Below are 20,987 nucleotides of genomic sequence, written 5' to 3'. Positions count from 1 at the left end.
AGTCATTATGCAGATTAAATTTTATGGCGTGCGTGGCTCCATTCCGACACCCGGCGTCGATACACAGCGTTATGGCGGCAATACGCCTTGTGTGTTGCTAACCAGTCAAAATGGTCAAAGATTGATTTTGGATTCAGGTACGGGGATCCGGTTATTAGGGCAGGAATTATTGGCGGATACTGCAGACCTGGTGTTATTGCTTAGCCATAACCATTGGGATCATATTCAGGGCTTTCCATTTTTTGCCCCTGCTTATCAGGCGGAGCGATCTATTCGTATTATTCCCGGCAACACTCTGAATGGACAACACCAAGCGATTTTACAGCAAATGAGTGGTGAGTTTTTTCCTGTTGCACCAGAGCAACTGGCTGCCACTATTCGTATTACTCCTGTAATAGAGGATCAATGGCAACTGGGAGACTTTCAAATCCAGCGTTGCCGGCTCAATCATCCGGGTTCTGGCAGTGCCTACCGCATTACTGCGGATGGACAGACCCTTGCTTATGTCACAGATAATGAACTTTTTCCGCCAGAACAGGAGTTGACATCAAGGGGGCAGTGGCTGGAGTTTGTCGAAGGAGTGGATGTATTGATCCACGATGGCCAGTATTTGGAAGCAGATATGCCCACTAAGTTGGGCTGGGGTCATTCGTTAGTCAGTCAGGCTGTGGTATTAGCCAAAGAAGCTCAGGTAAAAAAACTGGTCATTTTCAGCCATGATCCAGATCGAAGCGATCAGCAGCTGGACCAGCTAGCGCTGCAGTTCAGTGGTCAGCAACCTGAAGTTCTGATGGCTCGGGAAGGAATGGAGCTGTGGTGCTGAAGTATTGGCGTCGTCATCAATGGATACTGCTCTGTAGCCTGTTGTTTAGCCTGGTGCTGGTGTTGGCTCAGTTAGGCGCCGTGTATTCAGAACAATCAGCGTTAAAGCGCTTGGATGGCTTATTGTATGACAGTAGATTAAAGCTGACGCTGCCTTTCAGAGCCGCAACCGATCTGCCAGTTGTCATTGTGGATATAGACGAAAAAAGTTTGCAGCAGGTCGGGCGTTGGCCCTGGAGTCGACAGTTGGTTGCGCAAATGCTGGAACAGTTAACTGCAGCTGGGGCTTCAGTGGTGGCTTTTGATGTGATTTTTTCCGAGCCTGAACGTAATCCGGTGCAACAAGTTTTACAGCTGTCCAATCAGCAGCTGTTGTCGGCTGAAATGACCAAAGAATTACAACAACTGGTACCTGCCTTAGATGCGGATCAGCATTTTGCTGAAAGCCTGGAAAATAAAGATGTAGTACTGGGTTTTTTATTTCAGCAAGAGCAGCTTGCTGTAGGGCAACTGCCCGAAACTTATGTGTTGATGGACTCTCAGGCCAGTCAAAGTTCGGTCAGTCATTTCGAAGGTTATGTTGCTAATACCCCGGTATTGCAACAACAAAGTGCAGGTACGGGTTTTATTAACTCATCTCCGGATCCGGATGGGTTTATCCGTCAGGCGGCCTTACTGATCCGCTATCAGGATAAAGTCTATCCTTCGCTGGCACTGGAAGCCGCGCGTTTATATGCACTGGCGAGTGAACTTCCAGTAGAAACCGCTCCTTTGGAACAGATTAATACTATTGTGGGTGTCACTGTAGGTAACACCCGGATCAATACAGATTTATATGGCAGAGTGCTTATCCCGTATCGCGGACCGGCCCGCAGTTTCCCTTATATTTCTGCTGTTGATGTGTTGCATGGTGCAGTTGATAAAACCTTGCTAAAAGACGCAGTAGTTTTTGTTGGCACCTCTGCTGTGGGCCATGCGGACTTGCGTTCGACCCCGGTAGGAGTTCAATACCCAGGGGTCGAAGTGCATGCCAATGTGTTTGAAGGTTTAATTTATCCAGAACTTATTCATTCCCACCCGGACTGGGCAGAAGCTCTGGTGTTTTTATTTTTAGTGGTGCTGGGCATGGTGATGAGTCTGTTGTTTCCGGCTTTGGGCCCTGTCAGCTTAGCCTTAACCGGGGGCGGACTGTTGTTGCTCACGCTGGCAGGTAACTTGTATTGCTGGCAAGTGTTAAAGCTGGATTTACCGCTGACCTCCAGTCTGTTGTTAATTTTCGGTCTGACGTTGTTGAATTTAATTTATGGTTTTTTTGGCGCTTCACGGCAAAAAGCGCGGATTAAATCTATTTTTGACCAGTATGTGCCTCCTGCTCATATCGACGAAATGCTGAATCACCCTGAAAGTGTCAGCCTGGATGGAAAACGAAAAGAAATGTCGGTGTTATTTTCTGATATCCGGGGTTTTACGACCTTATCGGAAAAGTTGACGGCCACTGAACTGAAAACGCTATTAAACCGCTATTTCTCACCCATCACTAAAACTATTTTTGAACATCAGGGCACCATAGATAAATATGTCGGTGATATGGTGATGGCATTCTGGAATGCGCCGCTGGATGTAAAAGCTCATGCAGAGCTGGCCGTGAAAGCAGGTTTTTCGATGTTAAAAATAACAGACGAACTCAGTAAAAGCTTTGTCGCTGATGGTCTGCCAGCCATTGATATTGGTGTTGGCGTAAACACAGGTGAGATGAATGTAGGTGATATGGGATCACAATACCGCAGAGCTTATACAGTGTTGGGGGATGCGGTGAATTTAGGTTCGCGGCTGGAAAGTCTGACCAAATATTATGGCGTTCGGTTTTTGGTCAGTCAGGGAACAGTGCAGCAATGCCAGTCCTTAACCTTTCGTAGCGTAGATAAAGTCAAAGTGAAAGGGAAAACTGAAGCTGTGATTATTTATGAACCTGTGGATCCCGACTTGTTGACTGACCCTGAGCTTGCTACTTTATTGCTAAGGCATGAGCAGGCGCTGGTGCTTTATTTCCAGCAAAACTGGTCTGATGCTGAAGCACTCTGGGTTGAACTGCAGCAACAGTCCAATCACAAGTTGTATAGTTTGTATTTAGAGCGAATTCATTATTACCGTCAGCAACCACCAGGCACCGATTGGGATGGGGTTTATACCCATACAGAAAAATAAGGGCAGTGAAGACAAATGGCAGAACCTTCAGTATTAAAGCATCTGATTGAAATTGGTATTTCATTGTCGGTGGAGCGGGATACTACCCGTTTGCTGGAGCGTATTTTAACCAGTGCTCAAACGTTAACCCAGGCCGACGGCGGTACTATTTATTCGATCACCGCAGATAAAAGTCTGAAATTTGAAACCCTGATCAACAACTCTCTGAAGATGTATATGGGGGGAAGTTCAGGCCAGCCTATTCCTTTTCCTTCTATTCCTATTTACAAAGATGGTCAGGTGAATCAACACGCAATAGTGGCCATAGCAGCTGCTGAAGGTGAGATGATCCATATTCCTGATGCCTATGCCTGTCAGGAATATGATTTAAGTGCAGCCCGTAGCATGGATCAACGTACAGGCTACCATACCCAGTCCGTCTTGACTGTACCTATGAAAAATCATGAGGGCGAACTCAATGGGGTGTTGCAGCTTATTAACGCCACTGTGGATGGGCAGGTCAGTTCTTTTTCCAGCCAGCAAATGGAGTTAGTGCGTTCATTGGCCTCTTTAGCCGCAGTGGCTTTAACCAATAAGCAACTGATTGAGAACATGGAAGCATTGTTTCAAGGCATAGCGCGACTCATTGCAAAAGCTATAGATGAAAAATCACCTTACACCGGTGGGCATTGTAAGCGGGTACCTGAGTTAACCATGATGCTGGCGGACGCTGTTCATAACCACAATTATGGCCCTTTGGCTGACTTTAGTTTGACTGACGCGGACCGCCACGAGTTAAGCGTTGCAGGCTGGTTACATGACTGTGGCAAAATCGCTACGCCAGAATATGTAATGGATAAAGCCAGTAAGTTACAAACTATTTTTGACCGGATTGAGCTGGTCGATGCCAAAATTGAAATCGCAAAACGGGATTTAGAGCTGAGTCTGGCTGGCCCGTTGTATCTGGCGTCACACCAACAGGATCAAGCCAGAGTTACAGCGTTGCAACAACAGCTTGCACAGGGTCTGGCCGCTTTAGATGAGCAGCGTGAATTTTTACGCAAGGCCAATATTGGTGGCGAGTTTATGGATAAAAATGATCAGCAGCGTGTTGCTGATTTTGGTCAGCGGCAGCAAATTCAGATTGCAGGGCAACAGCAGAACCTGTTGTCTGCCAACGAGATTTACAACCTGAGTATAGCCCGCGGGACCCTGACCCCCGAAGAGCGGCAGATCATTAACCGGCATATGGATATTACAGTTGATATGCTGGAGTCTTTGCCTTTTCCTAAGCACTTACAAAGGGTGCCTGAGTTTGCTTGCGGGCATCATGAGAAAATGGACGGCACGGGTTATCCCAAAGGTCTGAAGAAAGAACAAATGTCTGTGCCGGCCCGTATGATGGCAATAGCTGATATTTTTGAAGCCTTAACGGCTTCAGACAGGCCTTATAAAGACGGTAAACCTTTAAGCGAATGTCTGGCTATTATGGGCCGAATGAGAGAAAACCAGCATATAGACCCGGATCTGTTTGATATTTTTATCGATCAGAAAGTGTATTTGCAGTATGCGAAGCAATTTTTAAAACCCGGTCAGTTAGACCACATCGACCACAACTGTATTCCTGGTTATTTGCCGCCAGAGCAACGCCAGAATGCTACATAGTTCAGGTTAAATCTATGGAACCATTACCAATATCCAAAAGGTTACAGCTGAAATTCGCCAATAAAGCCGCTACACTAGCCGCAGTTAACTAAAATCATGGGAATTTTATATGTTTGAATGGATCGCAAGTCCGGAGGCCTGGATTGCGTTGGGTACTCTTGCTGCACTGGAAATCGTGTTAGGCATAGATAATATTATCTTCTTATCTATTTTGGTCGGGCGTTTGCCTGAACATCAGCGTGCCTTTGCCCGCCGCATGGGATTAGGCTTAGCGATGTTTGCCCGTCTGGCGTTGTTATTCTCTATTTCCTGGGTGATGGGGTTAACCGAAACCTGGTTTACTGTGCTTGGTAATGATATTTCAGGGCGTGATGTGATCTTAATAGGAGGCGGTTTATTCCTGCTCGCGAAGTCGACTCAGGAAATTCACCATAGCCTTGAAGGTATGGAAGAAGAAAGTGCCGGCCCTAAAGTGGTAGCGAACAACCTGTTTATGGTGCTGATCCAAATTGCTATTTTAGATATCGTCTTCTCTTTAGATTCAGTGATCACTGCTGTGGGTCTGGTTAATCAAATTGAAATCATGGCGATTGCCATCATAGCCGCAGTGTTGGTCATGATGTTTGCTGCTAAGTCTATTGGTGATTTTGTCGACGCACATCCATCCATTAAAGTACTGGCTTTATCTTTCCTGATTTTGGTTGGTGTGACCTTAATGATCGAAGGTTTTGATGTGCATGTACCAAAAGGTTATATCTATTTTGCTATGGCATTCTCTGTGGCTGTTGAAATGATCAATATCCGCATGCGTAAAGGCCGTAATGTAGTGAAACTACATAAAGCTATATCGGACGAAAAAGCTGATTAAGTGAAAAAAGTAAAAAGGCCCCGTTGGTCACTGACGAACGGGGCCTTTTTTATTGGCGTTTGTTCAGGTTGTGGCGGTTAAGCTGCAAATAAAATATAGTCACCAGCACCAGAGTCATCACCACCGCAATACTTACTGAGCTGATGCGGTAAAGCGCGCTGTACATCAAATCCTGATCCGGCTTTAAATACTGGCCAAAAATAATGGCCATAGTAGTCATGCCGCCAAAAGCCACACCAGACCCAGGACCTTCCAATTGCTGGGCTCTGGCAAAGATTAACATACCAAAAAAGAATGCCAGTATAGTTAAAGCTAAATGCTGGTAGTTGTCGTACAGCAGCAACTGAATGGCTATTGCATAGGCTGACCCTAACAAGACACCTGAAGCTCGTTTGATACCTGCCTGCACTATGCCGGTAAAACTCATGGGTAACAGGATCAGAATAGTGCTGGCCTGAGCGGACAGAGAATCCTGTAAATCCAGCAGCTGAAAGGCAATAAAAGATAAGGTAGCCAAAGCGGCTGCAACCAGACTTTGTTGCTGCTGTTCAAGCTCTGTTTTAGCAGGAGGCATTTGCATCGGCTGGTCTGGCACAGGGAAAAGCTGAATCAGAGCCCCACTAATCACCAACGCTAACACTACCGCCAATAAAGCATTACCAAGCATCAGGCCCGGATCCATGCTGGGATAGCTGGCAAAATGCAAAAAGATACTGCCATTTATAATAGCGATAGCGGCAAACACAAAAAGTGCCCCTTTTGCCATCAGGCGGAATAACCAAAGAAAATACACAAATACCAGCAGGGTCATTACAACACTTATAGAGCCGAGCCAGCTGTACAGCAGTACCATAGCGCCTGCCAACAGGTTAGCACTCGCGTATTGCAACACCACAAAAGGCGTCAGTCTGGGAATTAAACCCAATAACAGTACTGGGCTGATGGTGAAAAATACTCCCCACTGATCAGAGTTGGTTAGTTTGGCCAGCAGTAAGCCCAGACTGGCACCAAAGGCCAGTCGCAGTACTTTATTAAAGGGAGTGGGTGCAAACATTTTAGTAAACCGCTATTTTAGTAAACATAGTGCAACATGCTAATCAGCTGAATTTGGCCTTTTGCCAAAGTGGCCAGCACAGTGTTGTCTTTAGGAACCAGTTGTACTGTGGCGCGTGAACCTACCACTAAAGCTGTTGGCATTTGCTGTTGCATCGCCAGATTCACTTTTAAACGCTGTGCATCACGCACCCAACGGCTGCTGCTGTCAGCAGTGGCTAAACGTCCATCTGGTGTGCTTTGCCCATTGGCAACACCTGCATCTATATCCCGCACTGACGCACTGAACACTTCACCAGGTAAGGCATCAAAAGTAATTAATGCTTCTGTGCCTTGTTGCACATGCAGTAAACTTTTTTCACGAAACAAAGCACTGACCCAGCTTTGTTGGGTAGAAACCAAAGCGACCGTGGCTTGATGGCTTGCCAGATTGGTGCCTACTTCCAATTGTAAGTCTGTGACTACGCCATCGACATCGGCATAGACTTTGGTTCTGTCCAGCTCCAGTTGGGCTAGTGCCAACTGATTCCGCGCCTGTTTAATTTGCACCAGCTCCTGAGTAGGAATTGCCAATTCAGCCTCACGCTCATTTAACGCTGCAATACTGGCTTGCAGTTCAGCTTTGGCTTTAAGCACTGCGGTTTGGCTTTGATCCAGTTGCTGCCGTGGTATGAGCTTCTGGTTATACAACTGCTGATAACGTTGATCTTCACGTTGTGTTTCCTGCCAGGCAAAACGCGCCTGATCAACACGGGCTGACGCACTTTGCAAAGCTGCACTCAACTGACGGTTTTTCTGTTGGCTTTGTTCCAACTGTAATTGTGCCAGTTCCAGCTTGAGCTGGTAGTCTGCCGGGTCCAGTTCAAATAACAAATCGCCCTTTTTTACCTGCTGATTATTCTGTACAGCAACCGAAACCACACGACCTGATACTTGTGGTGCAACCTGCACTACATAACGTTGCACCAGACTGTCAGTTGTCACGGGCATATACAAATCGGCCGCCAGGTAGTAACCAAACACCAGTCCAAACAGTACTAAGGTCCATTTGATCCAACGGTTAAATAGTTGTTCGGCACTCATGACAAATCTCCGGTTTTTTGATCTTGCAACAGTACTGCGGCTTGTTGCAGTACCAGATCCAGTACATGTGGTAATTCCAATTGCTGTTGCGGGCTTAAGTTGGCCAGTAATTGTTGCTGTAAAACGCGACGTTGCTGATTGATGGCAGCCACTAAATCTGTTGCTGCCGGCAGCAAATACAAAGCCTTCAGGCGCCGGTCCTGTTGTGAAGGGCGGCGTTCAATCAAGCCTTGTTTTTCCAGCTGATCCAGAACTGGCACCAGAGAAGGGGTTTCTACTGCTAATAAGCGGGCCAGCTCAGTTTGGCTAACCCCTTGATTTTCAGCGATATAAGCCAGCGCTATGCCTGAGCTTTGGGTAAGCCCCTGGCAGGCCATTTGTTTATCTAATAAACAACGCCATTGACGCGATAGCAGGTGGATTTGCAGACCTAAACTTTGGTAGCTCATAATTTGCTCGTTAATAGTTAGAAAGCTAACTATATTTTAATTAGCTTCCTAATTAATTTCAAGCCGCAGCAATAAAAGCTGTATTCTTAGTGTAAATAAAAGAGTACAAACGACTCTGCATGCTGTAGAGATTCAACGTAAATCGTCAGCTTTCTTTCCAAAGACAGGAATGGTCAGATGCCAGCGAATAGCTGCTAAGCGTAGAATAAGTAGAGCCGTCATTCCTGAAAGCATGGCAGGCATTTGTTCCACGCCAAAACTCAACAGTTGCACGTAGACCAGACCACCAAAAATACAAGTGATTGCATACAGCTCACCACGAAATACCATCGGAATTTCACGGCACAATACATCGCGGATCATGCCACCACAAACTCCGCTCATAGTGCCCATCATAATAGCGACAAAACCTGAAGTGCCGTGATCCAATGCCTTTTGCGTGCCCATAATGACAAAAAATGCCAAGCCAATAGCGTCGGCAATTTGTAAGGTATTGTTTGGGATCACCAGTCGGTTCCTAACCAGTAGAATAGTTAAACCTGCGGCTGCAAAAATCGCTAAGAAGTAGCTGTTGTTAGTTAACCAGATCACCGGGGAGTCAAGGATCAAATCCCTTAAAGTACCACCGCCTATGGCAGTCACAGTGGCGAGAACTATCACGCCAAATCCGTCCATTTGTTTACGCCATGCCGCCAAAGTGCCGGAAATGGCAAACACGGCAATACCCAATAAATCAAACCAGTGGAAATAGAGCTCCATACCACACCAAAAAAAGAGATCAATTAGGCTAAATTAACAGGCTTTTAGATTGAATCACAGGTTGGGGCAGGTGTTTTATTTTCTGCTCATGCTAGTATGACGCCGTTAGTTTTGTTGGAGGATAAGGGAATATGAATAAAAAAATTTGGCTGGGTGCTGTGTTAATCCTGACGACCAGTGCTGTTGCTGGTTTGTTCTATGCTAACCATCATGCGGAACAGCTGATGGCAGGACATATAGAGCGTAGTAACCAGCAGTACCTGCAATTGGCTGAACAAGGCGATATGCCGCCTATTCATATGAGTTATAGCAAACTGTCCGCCAACGTGATTACGTCGAGTTATAAAATTCAGGACTTGCATATTGGTCTTGCCGGTATGGGAGATTTAGTGACTGTAGGTCAGGTTGAGCTGATTGGTTTGCAGCGTGATGGTTTACCTGAAGATGGGGCTGCCCGTTTAAAGGATTTAAAACTTGCACCAAAAGCACTGGCTTCTGTGCCTCCTGATTTAGCGGCCTATCTGTCAACTTTATTGATGGAATTAAATTATCAGTACAAGTATAAAGCGAAAACCGGTGAACTGACTTTTCAGCAGGAATTGCGGGTTAATCACCACTTTAGTCTGAACTACCGTTTTGCCTTAACTGGCGTCACTGAGTTATGGCAATTTGCCGAAACTATTAAGAATATGACGCCTGAGCAACAGCAACTGCAATCTGAGCAACCCAATTATCTACCTGACTTGATGAAAAAAGTTGGTGTGATAGGGATAGCCAGTGGTTCGTTGGAAATCGAAAACAAAGCCTTCTTACAGCAATTGTTTGATCAATTGGCTGTGGCAGGACTTAGCGCAGATTTTGCCACCAGCCAACAGCAATTGAGCGCCGCTTTACAACAAAACCCACAAATTCCTGATGTGATCCGTGAGCCTGTGCTGAGCTTTTTACAACAGCCTGAACGTTTGAAAATCAGCTTCCAGTTTCAACGACCTCCTACATTTTTCCAGATGCAGGATGGTTCAGCTATGGCAGGAATTGAGACGGCAGAGGACTTTATCAGTTTCGCCAGTTTAACGCTGAAGGCTAACTCGAATTAAGTTGCTGCTTCTTTACGTGTGAACACCAATAAAAAATGGCTCCCTGATGGGAGCCATTTCATTTTGTTCTATGTCACTGCTGCGAAACGCAAAGACAACAAAGCTACAGCTTTAAGTACAAAGGCTATATTAATCCTGACCAATACGGGCTTTGATATCGTTGATCAGCGGAGATGCAGCAAAACCATTGGCTGCAGCCCATGCTTCCAGATCTTCAGCGACCAGGGATTTAGCTGGCATCTGTTTAACAAAAAACGAACCAGTTTCATAAGCATCACTGCGCATAGCAAATTTAATCAGCGAATCGCCATTGCACTGAATCGCATCATAAATTTTACGAACGTTTACTTTGTTGTCAGATAAAACTTTGCGAACGCGGTTTTTATCGTCAGCTTTAGTGTATTCACACAAAGAGGTTGCCCATTGATCCTGAGCTAAAACTGCTGGCGCTGCAGCGAAATAAGCACTTGCTACTACTGCTAATGTAACGAGCTTTTTCATAAAATACCCCTTAGAGGTTAATTGGTGAACTGGTAAATTTGATAATAATGAAACTATATACTGTCAGGTACTACTTTGCCAAGTATTACCCGCTTTTTCTGATACGCAAGTAGTTCAGTAAAATCAATAATTTACGGCTAGATGGCTGGATGGGCTCGTAGGTGCTTGTAGGGGAGGGGCTTGTCCCCTCCCGTTTCAAATTCCAATCTGGTGGTAGTTGGGCTTGTATTTCCCTATAAACATCGTGGTGCACAGAGACAGGCCGGGACAAGCCGCGGCATCTACGGTCTGCACGAAAGTTTAGTTAACCTAACCAAGGCTGCTGACTGGCACGCTGTTGTTCATAGCTGCTGATTTGTGGGGAAAATTGTTCGCTAACACCAATAAAATCCAGGCCACTTAGTAAACGCTGTTTAATATCAGGGTCTATCTGAAAACCCACTGCGGCGTTATTACCCAGAATAATTTGCTGGCCAGCTAAATCAATTTTCCATTCTTGCGTGCCTTGCTGGCAGCGGCTGAATAAAAACTCAATATTGGACGTACTTAAACTGATCAGCAACATGCCGTTGTTAATGCTGTTATTAAAGAAAATATCGGCAAAACTTTCGGCTATGACCACATTAAAACCATACTGCTGAATAGCCCATGGCGCATGTTCACGGCTGGAGCCGCACCCAAAGTTCGCCCGCGTTAGCAGTATAGAAGCCCCTTTATACTCCGGAGCGTTTAACACGAAATCAGGATTAGGGACCCCGTCTGCCAGATAACGCCAGTCGTAAAACAAGGCTTCGGCAAAACCATCACGGCTGACAGAGGTTAAAAACTGTTTTGGAATAATCTGGTCGGTATCGACATTGTTTTTATCTAAAGGGCATACCAGTCCCTGGGCAAATATCTGGCTCATTAGTAAGTTCCTCCAGCGACTTCAACAAACGAAATATCAACAAAACGACCGGCAATAGCTGCAGCTGCTGCCATGGCAGGGCTGACCAAATGCGTGCGGGCACCACGGCCCTGACGACCTTCAAAGTTGCGGTTTGAAGTGGAGGCACAACGCTGACCAGCTTCTACGCGATCATCGTTCATGCCTAAACACATAGAGCAACCTGGTTCACGCCATTCAAAACCAGAAGCTTTAAAAATATCAGCTAAGCCTTCGGCTTCGGCCTGACGTTTGACCTGGCCAGAACCCGGCACGATCAAAGCACGAACACCGGAGGCCACTTGTTTACCTTGCACTACAGCGGCGGCCTGACGTAAATCTTCAATACGGCTGTTGGTACAGGAACCAATAAACACCACGTCGACTGTCAGATCGGTTAACTTCTGGCCCGCTTCAATGCCCATATAAGTTAAAGCACGGCGCGCAGCATCAGCTTTAATTAAATCGCTAAATGACTCAGGTGCTGGCACAGGTTGATCCACTGCAATCACCTGCTCAGGGTTGGTGCCCCAGGTCACCTGAGGTCTGATGTTTTCTGCGGCAATAGTTAATGTCTTGTCAAACACAGCATCTGCATCTGAATACAAGGTTTTCCAATAGTTTACCGCCGCATCCCAGTGTTCGGCCTGTGGCGCATGAGGTCGGCCTTTCATATAAGCGAAGGTCACTTCATCCGGTGCTACTAAACCTGCTTTGGCGCCCATTTCTATACTCATGTTACACAGCGTCATCCGGCCTTCCATGCTCAGACCACGAATAGCGTCGCCGCAGAATTCAGCGACATAACCAGTACCACCTGCCGTACCTAATTGACCTATCACCGCCATAATCACGTCTTTTGGCGTAACAAAAGGGGATAAGGTGCCTGTGACTTCCACTTTTAAGGTTTTCGCCACTTGCTGCTGCAAGGTTTGGGTGGCTAGTACGTGTTCGACTTCTGAGGTGCCAATACCAAAGGCCATAGCACCAAAAGCACCGTGGGTCGAGGTATGGGAATCACCACAAACAATAATCATACCAGGCTGGGTTAAACCCAATTCAGGGCCAATCACATGGACTATGCCTTGATCAGGGTGCATCAAATCCATTAAAGGCACGCCAAATTCTGCGCAGTTGGTCGCCAGAGCTTCCAATTGTTTACGCGAGGTTTCGCCTGCCGCATCCATACTGCGCAGTTGGGTGGAAACGTTATGATCCATGGTAGCTGAGGTTAAGTCCGGACGACGTACAGGACGACCGGCCTGACGCAAACCAGCAAAGGCCTGAGGACTGGTTACCTCATGGATAAAATGCCTGTCGACAAACAATAAATCGGTGCTGCCGTTGACTGGAGCCACGACATGGCTCTGATAAATTTTCTGATATAAAGTCTTTGCCATGATTAATTTCTCTCTGTTGGTATAGCCTGCAACGCAGCCATCACAGCAGAGCCCACCTCTGCAGTGCCATAGCCGGAAGCCGGATTAATATCCCGTGTCACAATGCCTTGCTCTAAGGTGCTGGCAACAGCCTGCTCGATAGCGCGGGCTGCGGCTTCTTCAGCAAAGCTGTAGCGCAGCATTAAAGCCGCACTTAATATCTGAGCTATAGGGTTGGCAATGCCTTTGCCGGCGATATCCGGTGCTGTACCACCAGCTGGTTCATACAAACCAAACTGAGAGCCATTTAAACTGGCCGAAGGCAATAAGCCTAAAGATCCGGCAATAGCAGCAATTTCGTCCGACAAAATATCGCCAAACAGGTTGTCGCATAACATCACGTCAAAATGTTGCGGTGCCCGAATAAGTTGCATGGCGGCATTGTCGATATACATATGTTCCAGCTGTACTTGTGGATAGTCTTTAGCGACACGTTCTACCACTTCACGCCACAACACACTGGTCGCCAGCACGTTGGCTTTGTCGATGGAGGTTACTTTATTCCGGCGTTTAGTGGCCGCTTCAAAAGCCACACGGCTGATGCGTTCAATTTCTGCCACGCTGTATTTTTGTGTATCAAAAGCGGCGTCTTCAGTGCGGCCTTTTTCACCAAAATAAATGCCACCTGTCAGCTCACGTACACATAAAATATCCATGCCCTGACTACTAATTTTTGGGTGCAATGGCGATAACTCGGCAAAAGCCGGGTAAATCTGGCCTGGGCGTAAGTTACAGAATAAATCGAAGGTTTTACGCAGTGGCAATAAGGATGCGCGTTCTGGTTGCTGTGCCGGTGGCAGGCTGGTCCACTTTGGCCCACCGACAGAGCCAAACAAAATAGCATCACTGTTTTTACACAGCTCCAGCGTAGCTTCAGGCAAGGCGACGCCAGTAGCATCAATAGCCGCGCCACCTATTAAGGCGGCTGTGCGCTCTATGCTGAAATTAAATTTTTCAGATACGGCGTCCAGTACTTTTAACGCCTGATCCATTACTTCAGGGCCAATACCGTCTCCTGCCAATACCGCAATTTTATAAGTTTTCATTTGTTACTTCTCTGCCTGTGATTCGGATAAACGGCGGGCCTGTTTGGCGGCGTCTACCTGTTTGCTGCGTTCAATTAAATTTAATACGTGCACATAAGCCAATACTGAAGATCGCACTATGTCGGTGGCTAAACCTGCACCGTGGTAACGGCGGCCCTGATGCTCGGCAATAATATCCACCTGGCCCAACGCATCTTCGCCGCTGCCTTTGGCCTGTAAGTTAAAGTCGACCATTTTCACGTCAGTGCCGACAATACGCTGGATCGCCTGAAACGACGCTTCCACCGGACCATTACCTGTCGCTGCTTCAGTACGGGTTTCACCATTAATGCTGATGCCCACAGTGGCGCTGGCAACATGACCGGTATGAGTGGAGGAACTTAAAAACTCCAGCTTGTACGGCTCGTTGGTATCCTGCAAATTCTGGAAAAACACCAGCGCTTCTAAATCGTAATCAAAAACCCGGCCCTTCTGGTCGGCCAGGGTCACAAAGGCTTTATAAATGTCATCCAGGTTGTAATCTTCCTGGGTGTAACCCATCTCGCTTAAGCGATGCTGGATCACGGCGCGGCCAGAACGTGACGTCAGGTTTAATTCGTTCTGACGGATGCCTACTTGTTCTGGCGACATAATTTCGTAGGTGTTTTGTGCTTTTAACACGCCATCCTGATGTATACCTGAAGAATGCGCAAAAGCGTTCTCGCCGACAATAGCTTTATTGGGCTGAATTGGCATATGGCAAATTTGGCTAACTAAATGACTGGATCGGTAAATTTCTGTGCTCTTAATGTCGGTATAAAACGGCAGAACGTCGGGGCGGGTTTTGATAATCATCGCCACTTCCTCTAACGAACAGTTACCAGCACGTTCGCCAATGCCGTTGACTGTGCATTCGATCTGACGGGCACCTGCCTGAACTGCACTGATACTATTGGCCACAGCCAATCCCAAATCGTTATGGCAGTGCACACTTAAAATGGCCTGATCAATATTTGGTACCTTGTGACGCAGGTCGGTGATGATGCGGGCAAATTCATTCGGAATGGTGTAGCCGACAGTGTCCGGAATATTAATAGTGCGGGCGCCGGCTTTAATAGCGGCCTCGACAATACGGCATAAATCATCAATAGGGGTGCGGCCGGCATCTTCACAGGAGAACTCGACATCGTCGGTATAACGACGCGCCAGCTGAATAGCAGCAACAGCCTGTTCAGTGGCTTGTTCTAAAGTACGACGTAATTTGTATTGTAAATGCAATGGTGAGGTCGCAATAAATGTGTGAATACGGCGACGTTCAGCGTTCGCCAGTGCCTGACCACAGGCTTCAATGTCAGCACTGACAGCCCGGGCTAAACCACAAATAATAGGGCCTTTGACTTGTGTTGCTATGCTTTGTACTGATTCAAAGTCACCTGGAGATGACACAGGAAAACCCACTTCCATCACATCTACATTTAAGCGGGCAATCGCATGTGCCAGCTGAATTTTTTGCTTATGGCTTAAACTGGCACGCAACGCCTGTTCGCCGTCTCTTAAGGTAGTATCAAAAATCCAGATTTTATCCTGACCGCTCATCACATTTTCCTCATTTCATTTATGAAAACCCGTTCTGATGGCCTTGGTTAAAACAAAAAACCCCGGCCTGTGGCACGGGGTTTTTGGTTTACTGGTACAGTCGTTTTACCAATGCACAAAGCCCCGTGGCCTGTTGAGGAGCACGAGGAGAGTGAGCAGGTTAGCGAAACGCTGGTTTAAATTCATTGTTGTCTGAGTCTTCATTGGGTTTAATTTATACAACTGCTATTAGTAATATCACGGGACTTTTGGCTTTGCAACAGTATAGACGGCTAAATATCTAAGTATTTTTTCGCATTGTATGCCGAGCTGAAGCTATAAATACGAGTTTCAGACAAAGATAGGAGTTTGGCTGAAATGCATTAAGCTGCCTGAGCAATTAATGTATCGACAGTTAGGCAAAACAACCAACCGATTTATTTCGTGCCTGAGATCGTTTTTTAAGTGCGAGTATGCAAAACGCGTGAACACCATTCTAAATAGCTGTTCCAATTAGTAGATCACTTGTACGGAACTCAATACGGTTTGAGCGATCTGATCAGTCGCCAAACCAAACAAATCACTAACCGCATTGAGTATGGACAAAATAGCATTTTTCCATTGCGCTGAAATCCGTCGTTTGAAGAAAGTCATTCATAAAACCAGAGATAAAGACCTATGCCGCAGAGCCAATGCGGTCCTGCTGGTGTTACAAGGGACCTCAAAATCTGAAGTCGCCCGTGTGCTTCAGGCGGGGCGTTCCTCCCTGAAGCGCTGGCTCGCCTGGTACGAAGTGGTCGGTGTTGATAGCTTGAAAACAAAAGGAGTTGGCAGGCCAGTTCGCCAGCCTAAAGCCTTTATCTGCAAGGTATTAATACTGTTGTTGGAGCAAACGCCACGAACCTTGTGCTTTCAGCGCTCACGCTGGAGTACAGAGTTTTTCGCGTTGCTGCTCAGAAAGCTCTGCAGCATCAAGGTGCATAGTTCCACCATCAGGCGTTGGTTGCCAAAGCTGAATGTGGTCTGGCGTCGGGCCTCACCGACGCTGTACATCAAAGATCCGGACAAAGAAGCGAAACTGGCCGCGATGAATGAAGCCCTGGACAACAGCAGTACCGACTATCCGGTGTTCTATGAAGATGAAGTGGATATCCACCTGAACCCGAAGATTGGAGCAGAGTGGGGCCTCAAAGGCCAGCAGCATGAAGTGGCGACATCAGGGCAAAACAAGAAACACTACTTAGCAGGAGCACTACACAGCCAAACTGGACAAATCAGCTATGTCGGTGGACAGCGAAAAACAAGCGACCTGTTTATCGAGTTACTGAAGAAGGTCAAAGGTCAGTACAGGCGGGCGAAAAGCATGACCTTTATTGTGGATAATTACATCATTCACAAGAGTAAGAAAACGCAAAAGTGGCTGACAGAAAACCCAAAGTTCAAACTGCTGTTTTTACCGGTCTACAGCCCATGGCATAACAAAATAGAAAAGCTCTGGCATGCGCTGCATGAAACGATTACCCGCAACCATCGCTATAAAACGATGGATGAACTACTGGAGCAGGTAGACCATTTTATGGAAACGGCAGCCTCGTTTCTTGGCGGTAAACATGGCCTGAAAACGGCGTATCACAATTAGGATCAGTTATTTAGATAATTGCATCACTAATAAAGTACAAACATTTCGGACTTAAAACCTTAAGCTCTAGCAACCCCGTCCCCTGACCTTAAGCATGGGGTGTGTACCATTCGGGCTGTTGTACAGCAGAAAAACCAAGTTCGACAATATCTATGAATGTGCAGCATCAATTGTATAAATTATTGTTTTTTTATGGATTAATTTTTTGGTGGAGGGACTGAGCTTGCAAGCTGTCGAGTTGACGAAGTATGCTGTTACAATGAGTAAAAGTTCAAAATACGCTAAGGCAATTATTTTTATGTAGAATGATATCGAGCTCCATTAGGCTTAGCCACTCGTATGTGTCTTCTAAGATTTGAGCTACTGGCAGGATAGTCCGAATTTGTCAATCAGCAGCAGATTCTTTGTATATAACTGCACGTAAATTGGCGTGTAATATTTTTCTCAAAATGAAAATTAATAACTTATGACGATTACAAAGTATTTTCTGTCTGTTTACACCCATATCGGTCAATTAGAGTGGGCATATAAGTTAACCCGAAGACATGATCAATCAATGGCTTTGTGGGAGCTGTCAGGAAACAATTTAACTCTTCAGAGGTATTGGGAGTTTGAGCGAATATCTAGGGTAAAAGGTCATGGAATCTCATTTGCGTCAGCAATTGAAGCAAAGAAATTTATAAATGAATTGTTGGCTGATGAGGACCTGACTCTTGATGACATGCAAGTTGTAATAGGTACAGAAAGTTTATCTCAAGATAAGACGGATTATTCCTACAAAAAAATTGAACCACATTTTAGCTACCACAGCCTCTGCCATATTTATTCTGGTGTATTTGTCGACTCTTCACATTTTTACAATGACCAAATATTGTGTCTGGCGCTTGATGCTGGCCCGGATCATGTTCTTGATCCGTTGGTATGGGATAAATTTCATTATTTAGCAGCATATGTAAATAACGGCAGAATGCAGTGTTTCCCTATTCCTTCTCCAGCCATTTTTTGGGCATTGTTGCGAGAGAAGCTTGGCATGGCCGAAGGGACTCTTATGGCGTTGGGTAGCGCTTCGCGCTGTAAGCTGAGTATTGCTGTTCCAGCTTGCCCTAGAATCATGTCACTTAAAGACAGGTATTTGGCCATCCAGTGGGTTGACCAAGTGATTTCAACAGTCCGTTCTGTAAAACCAGAGGATTGTGACCTAAAGTTCACAGGCATGGATGATCGCTTCAGTTTTGAAGATAACCAAATAAGTATGATCGTTAAAGTTATCCATGAGAATTCTCTCGCTGTTGTCGCTGAGACTATTGAGCAAGCGCTAAAACGGTTTGACGTAGAGCCTGCATCCTTGTTTCTCTCAATGACTGGAGGTTTTGCTCTAAATTGTCCAATTAACTCTCTTCTGATGAAAAAGTTTGGGTTTAAGGGTTTCTTGGCCCCTCCAGTTGTCAATGATTCAGGAATGGCGTTAGGTATGGGTCTTCACTACGCAGATCATAATTATCCAGGCTTCAGCTTTCGCCTTGGCACTGCTTATTATGGTAAATTTGCGGAACTCAATGATACGATTCTTGATAAATACAGGGCTATTATCCGAAGTGTTGAAAGCTGGAATATTGATACCGCAATAAAAGACCTGCTGAACGGACCTATAACATGGTTTGATGGGGCTGCGGAAATAGGCCCTAGAGCACTCGGGCACCGCAGTCTATTAGCAGATCCAAGAGAAGAGAGGTCAAAGACCAGGCTTAATGAAATAAAACAAAGAGAATGGTGGCGGCCTGTTGCGCCCATAGTAGATTCAAGAATGGTTAACGAGTGCTTTGATATCGGCGGCGATTCGCCTTATATGTTGCAAGCTGTTCCAGTGCGGGACAAGTGGCTTGCTAAGATTCCAGCAGTTTGCCATTTGGATGGAACAGCCCGGGTTCAGACATTAAAAGAAACGGATAGTCCCCGCCTTGCCGCTCTTATCCAGGCTTTCTATCAACACACTGATGTTCCCATGTTGTGTAATACATCTCTGAATGATAAAGATGAGCCTATTATCGATAGTATAGAAAGATGCATTGTTTTTTCACATCAAAAAAGAATTAATGTTGCATATATTAATGGTGTAAGAGTCGAATTAAATTTTGAGCCATCTGAAAATTACACTTTTGAAATTCAGCGAGAAAAAATATGTAATTTTTTCTCTTCGGCATCTTTTGAAGATTTGGAAAAGATAAATCCTTATGCTTTGACTCGAGAGGAGTTAGCTATTTATTGTTCAGACCCTAGATTGCAGAAATTCAGCTTAACCAACAGAGGTGATGTGGACAAGTTAAGGAAAATATTTAGGTTAAATCAACGCTCGAAAGGTGAATCAGCAAAAGTGATGAATTGGGAATCGTGATGCCGCGATACATAAGCACGCATTTTTTTGAATTTAAATCATCGAGTGTGTAATGCAATTTCATAGTATTGATTATTTGTTCTTTTTGCCTTGTGTCGTAATGTTATATTTTCTATTTCCAGAGAGGCTTAGATGGGCAGTACTTCTATCCGCGAGCTATCTGTTTTATGCGGCCTGGCGCGTGGAATTTATTTTTCTAATATTCCTTTCTACGGTGGTAGACTTTACTGCAGCGTTAAGGCTCGAACATGAGAGAAATGAAAAGCTAAGAAAAGCAATTTTAGCTGTCAGCGTTATATTTAATTTGGGTTTGTTATTTTATTTTAAATATATTCCATCTGTTTTTGATGGCATCAGATGGGGAAGTGCTCATCTATTTGGTGGAGATGCGCTCAATATACCTCATCTTGATATTATTCTTCCTCTGGGTATTTCTTTTTATACATTTCAGACTATGAGTTATACTATTGACGTTTATCGTCGACGTATACCGGCTGAACGTCATTTAGGGTATTTTGCTCTCTATGTTACTTTCTTCCCTCAGCTTTTAGCTGGCCCGATCGAGCGAGCGTCTCACCTTATAGCTCAATTAAGAGAAAAAAAATCCTTTCAATGGTCCTGGTGTGGTAGTGCTTTTTTTCTAATCGTCTTAGGGCTAGCGAAAAAGACAGTTATTGCTGACCGTCTCAGTCAGCTTTTTAATCCGGTAGTTTTGCATCCTGAGGGTTATAACGCCTCAACTTTGCTATTGACGCCAATTGCCACGGTTTACCAGTATTACTGCGATCTTTCTGGGTATGCAGATATCGCGATAGGTTCAGCCATGCTATTTGGCATTCAGCTCAGTAAAAATTTTGATCGCCCTTTTGCTGCAACATCGACTATTCGCTTCTGGTATCGTTGGCATATAACCGTTACTAGTTGGTTCAGGGATTATCTGATGCGGTTGTTTACTGGAGCTGGCTCTGTAGCGCGAGCCAGGCCAGTTGCATTGATTGTTACCGGCCTTGTGATTGGGCTTTGGCATTCACCATCTCTTGGGTGGCTTATTGCGGGCATCTCCGTAAGCATGCTGGCTATTCCTGAGATCGCTTGGACTCACTGGCGGATCCGGCGCCGCATACGTCCAAGAAATACGATTGAACGCATTGTATGGAATTTTGGTGCCCGGCTTTATGTTTGGGTCGTAATTTTCTACCTGATAGGAGTGCCATTAACTTGGGGAACACTATCTGAATTAACTATTGTTTTTAATAAAATATTTACAGTGACTTCTAGTGACTTTTTTAATTTGCCTGAAGTTGCCTCCCTAAAATTATTGTATGTACTACTTGTTTTTATAACAATGTTAGAAGTTTGGCAGTGGCTAGAATCTAAGGGCTATGACAAATCTATAGTCAATGCATTGCCTTTGGAGTTAAAGTGGTTTTCAGTCACTTTATTAATTGTCGTCACTATGATCTTCGCAAATATAACTAATAGTGGTTTTCTTTATTTTGGGTATTAAATGA

At 45.4% G+C, this 20,987-nt stretch carries 17 protein-coding genes; 8 read left to right on the top strand and 9 right to left on the bottom strand.

Annotated elements, in window-relative coordinates:
• The first annotated feature begins 7 nt into the window (after positions 1–7).
• From EK374_RS18585 to EK374_RS18570, 4 genes are all read left to right on the top strand, one after another.
• Positions 8–823: an MBL fold metallo-hydrolase gene (locus EK374_RS18585; protein ID WP_127026026.1), complete on the top strand. Its 816-nt coding sequence runs from the start codon at positions 8–10 to the stop codon at positions 821–823.
• Positions 817–3,027, top strand: coding sequence for a CHASE2 domain-containing protein (locus EK374_RS18580; protein WP_233280282.1), 2,211 nt, complete (start codon positions 817–819; stop codon positions 3,025–3,027). The genes EK374_RS18585 and EK374_RS18580 overlap by 7 nt, the downstream gene beginning before the upstream one ends.
• Before the next feature lie 15 nt (positions 3,028–3,042).
• The gene (locus EK374_RS18575; protein ID WP_127026024.1) at positions 3,043–4,671 is read left to right on the top strand and encodes an HD family phosphohydrolase; all 1,629 of its coding nucleotides are present in this window, start codon (positions 3,043–3,045) and stop codon (positions 4,669–4,671) included.
• Between the two features lie 109 nt (positions 4,672–4,780).
• Positions 4,781–5,539: a TerC family protein gene (locus tag EK374_RS18570; RefSeq protein ID WP_127026023.1), complete on the top strand. Its 759-nt coding sequence runs from the start codon at positions 4,781–4,783 to the stop codon at positions 5,537–5,539.
• A gap of 49 nt (positions 5,540–5,588) precedes the next feature.
• On the opposite strand, the gene EK374_RS18565 is transcribed toward EK374_RS18570, so the two are convergent.
• The 4 genes from EK374_RS18565 to EK374_RS18550 form a co-directional block, all read right to left on the bottom strand.
• Positions 5,589–6,593, bottom strand: a complete 1,005-nt coding sequence (locus tag EK374_RS18565; protein ID WP_127026022.1) for a DUF2955 domain-containing protein — start codon at positions 6,591–6,593, stop codon at positions 5,589–5,591.
• A 17-nt stretch (positions 6,594–6,610) separates the two neighbouring features.
• Entirely contained in the window at positions 6,611–7,675 is a 1,065-nt protein-coding gene (locus EK374_RS18560) for an HlyD family secretion protein (protein ID WP_127026021.1), read from the bottom strand.
• Positions 7,672–8,124, bottom strand: a complete 453-nt coding sequence (locus EK374_RS18555; RefSeq protein ID WP_127026020.1) for a MarR family winged helix-turn-helix transcriptional regulator — start codon at positions 8,122–8,124, stop codon at positions 7,672–7,674. The genes EK374_RS18560 and EK374_RS18555 overlap by 4 nt, the downstream gene beginning before the upstream one ends.
• Before the next feature lie 132 nt (positions 8,125–8,256).
• Complete coding sequence (locus EK374_RS18550; protein WP_127026019.1) at positions 8,257–8,883, bottom strand: trimeric intracellular cation channel family protein; 627 nt, start codon at positions 8,881–8,883, stop codon at positions 8,257–8,259.
• A 131-nt stretch (positions 8,884–9,014) separates the two neighbouring features.
• On the opposite strand from EK374_RS18550, the gene EK374_RS18545 reads away from it, so the two are divergent.
• Positions 9,015–9,980, top strand: coding sequence for a hypothetical protein (locus EK374_RS18545; protein WP_127026018.1), 966 nt, complete (start codon positions 9,015–9,017; stop codon positions 9,978–9,980).
• A 129-nt stretch (positions 9,981–10,109) separates the two neighbouring features.
• Here the strand turns inward: EK374_RS18545 and EK374_RS18540 are convergent, their stop codons facing one another.
• From EK374_RS18540 to leuA, 5 genes are all read right to left on the bottom strand, one after another.
• A complete protein-coding gene (locus EK374_RS18540; RefSeq protein ID WP_127026017.1) occupies positions 10,110–10,481 on the bottom strand; it encodes a DUF3718 domain-containing protein in 372 nt (123 codons plus the stop codon).
• 304 nt (positions 10,482–10,785) lie between these two features.
• A complete protein-coding gene (leuD, locus tag EK374_RS18535; RefSeq protein WP_127026016.1) occupies positions 10,786–11,388 on the bottom strand; it encodes a 3-isopropylmalate dehydratase small subunit in 603 nt (200 codons plus the stop codon).
• Positions 11,388–12,806, bottom strand: a complete 1,419-nt coding sequence (gene leuC, locus EK374_RS18530) for a 3-isopropylmalate dehydratase large subunit (RefSeq protein WP_127026015.1) — start codon at positions 12,804–12,806, stop codon at positions 11,388–11,390. The genes leuD and leuC overlap by 1 nt, the downstream gene beginning before the upstream one ends.
• Before the next feature lie 2 nt (positions 12,807–12,808).
• Positions 12,809–13,891, bottom strand: a complete 1,083-nt coding sequence (gene leuB / locus EK374_RS18525) for a 3-isopropylmalate dehydrogenase (RefSeq protein ID WP_127026014.1) — start codon at positions 13,889–13,891, stop codon at positions 12,809–12,811.
• 3 nt (positions 13,892–13,894) lie between these two features.
• Positions 13,895–15,466 (bottom strand): 2-isopropylmalate synthase, encoded by a 1,572-nt coding sequence (leuA, locus tag EK374_RS18520; RefSeq protein ID WP_127026013.1) that lies wholly within the window; start codon positions 15,464–15,466, stop codon positions 13,895–13,897.
• Between the two features lie 577 nt (positions 15,467–16,043).
• Here leuA and EK374_RS18515 point away from each other — a divergent pair.
• The 3 genes from EK374_RS18515 to EK374_RS18505 all read left to right on the top strand — a co-directional run bounded on the left by EK374_RS18515 (position 16,044) and on the right by EK374_RS18505 (position 20,983).
• Positions 16,044–17,084 (top strand): IS630 family transposase, encoded by a 1,041-nt coding sequence (locus EK374_RS18515; RefSeq protein ID WP_127026012.1) that lies wholly within the window; start codon positions 16,044–16,046, stop codon positions 17,082–17,084.
• Positions 17,085–17,550: 466 nt separating this feature from the next.
• Positions 17,551–19,476 (top strand): carbamoyltransferase C-terminal domain-containing protein, encoded by a 1,926-nt coding sequence (locus tag EK374_RS18510; protein ID WP_127026011.1) that lies wholly within the window; start codon positions 17,551–17,553, stop codon positions 19,474–19,476.
• Positions 19,477–19,657: 181 nt separating this feature from the next.
• On the top strand, positions 19,658–20,983 hold the full coding sequence (locus EK374_RS18505; RefSeq protein ID WP_127026010.1) for an MBOAT family O-acyltransferase: 1,326 nt from the start codon (positions 19,658–19,660) through the stop codon (positions 20,981–20,983).
• The last annotated feature ends 4 nt before the right edge of the window (positions 20,984–20,987 follow it).

It is taken from the genome of Rheinheimera mangrovi (genome assembly GCF_003990335.1).
Classification (GTDB): Bacteria; Pseudomonadota; Gammaproteobacteria; order Enterobacterales; family Alteromonadaceae; genus Pararheinheimera; species Pararheinheimera mangrovi.
This window is presented reverse-complemented; position numbering and strand designations above follow the sequence as displayed.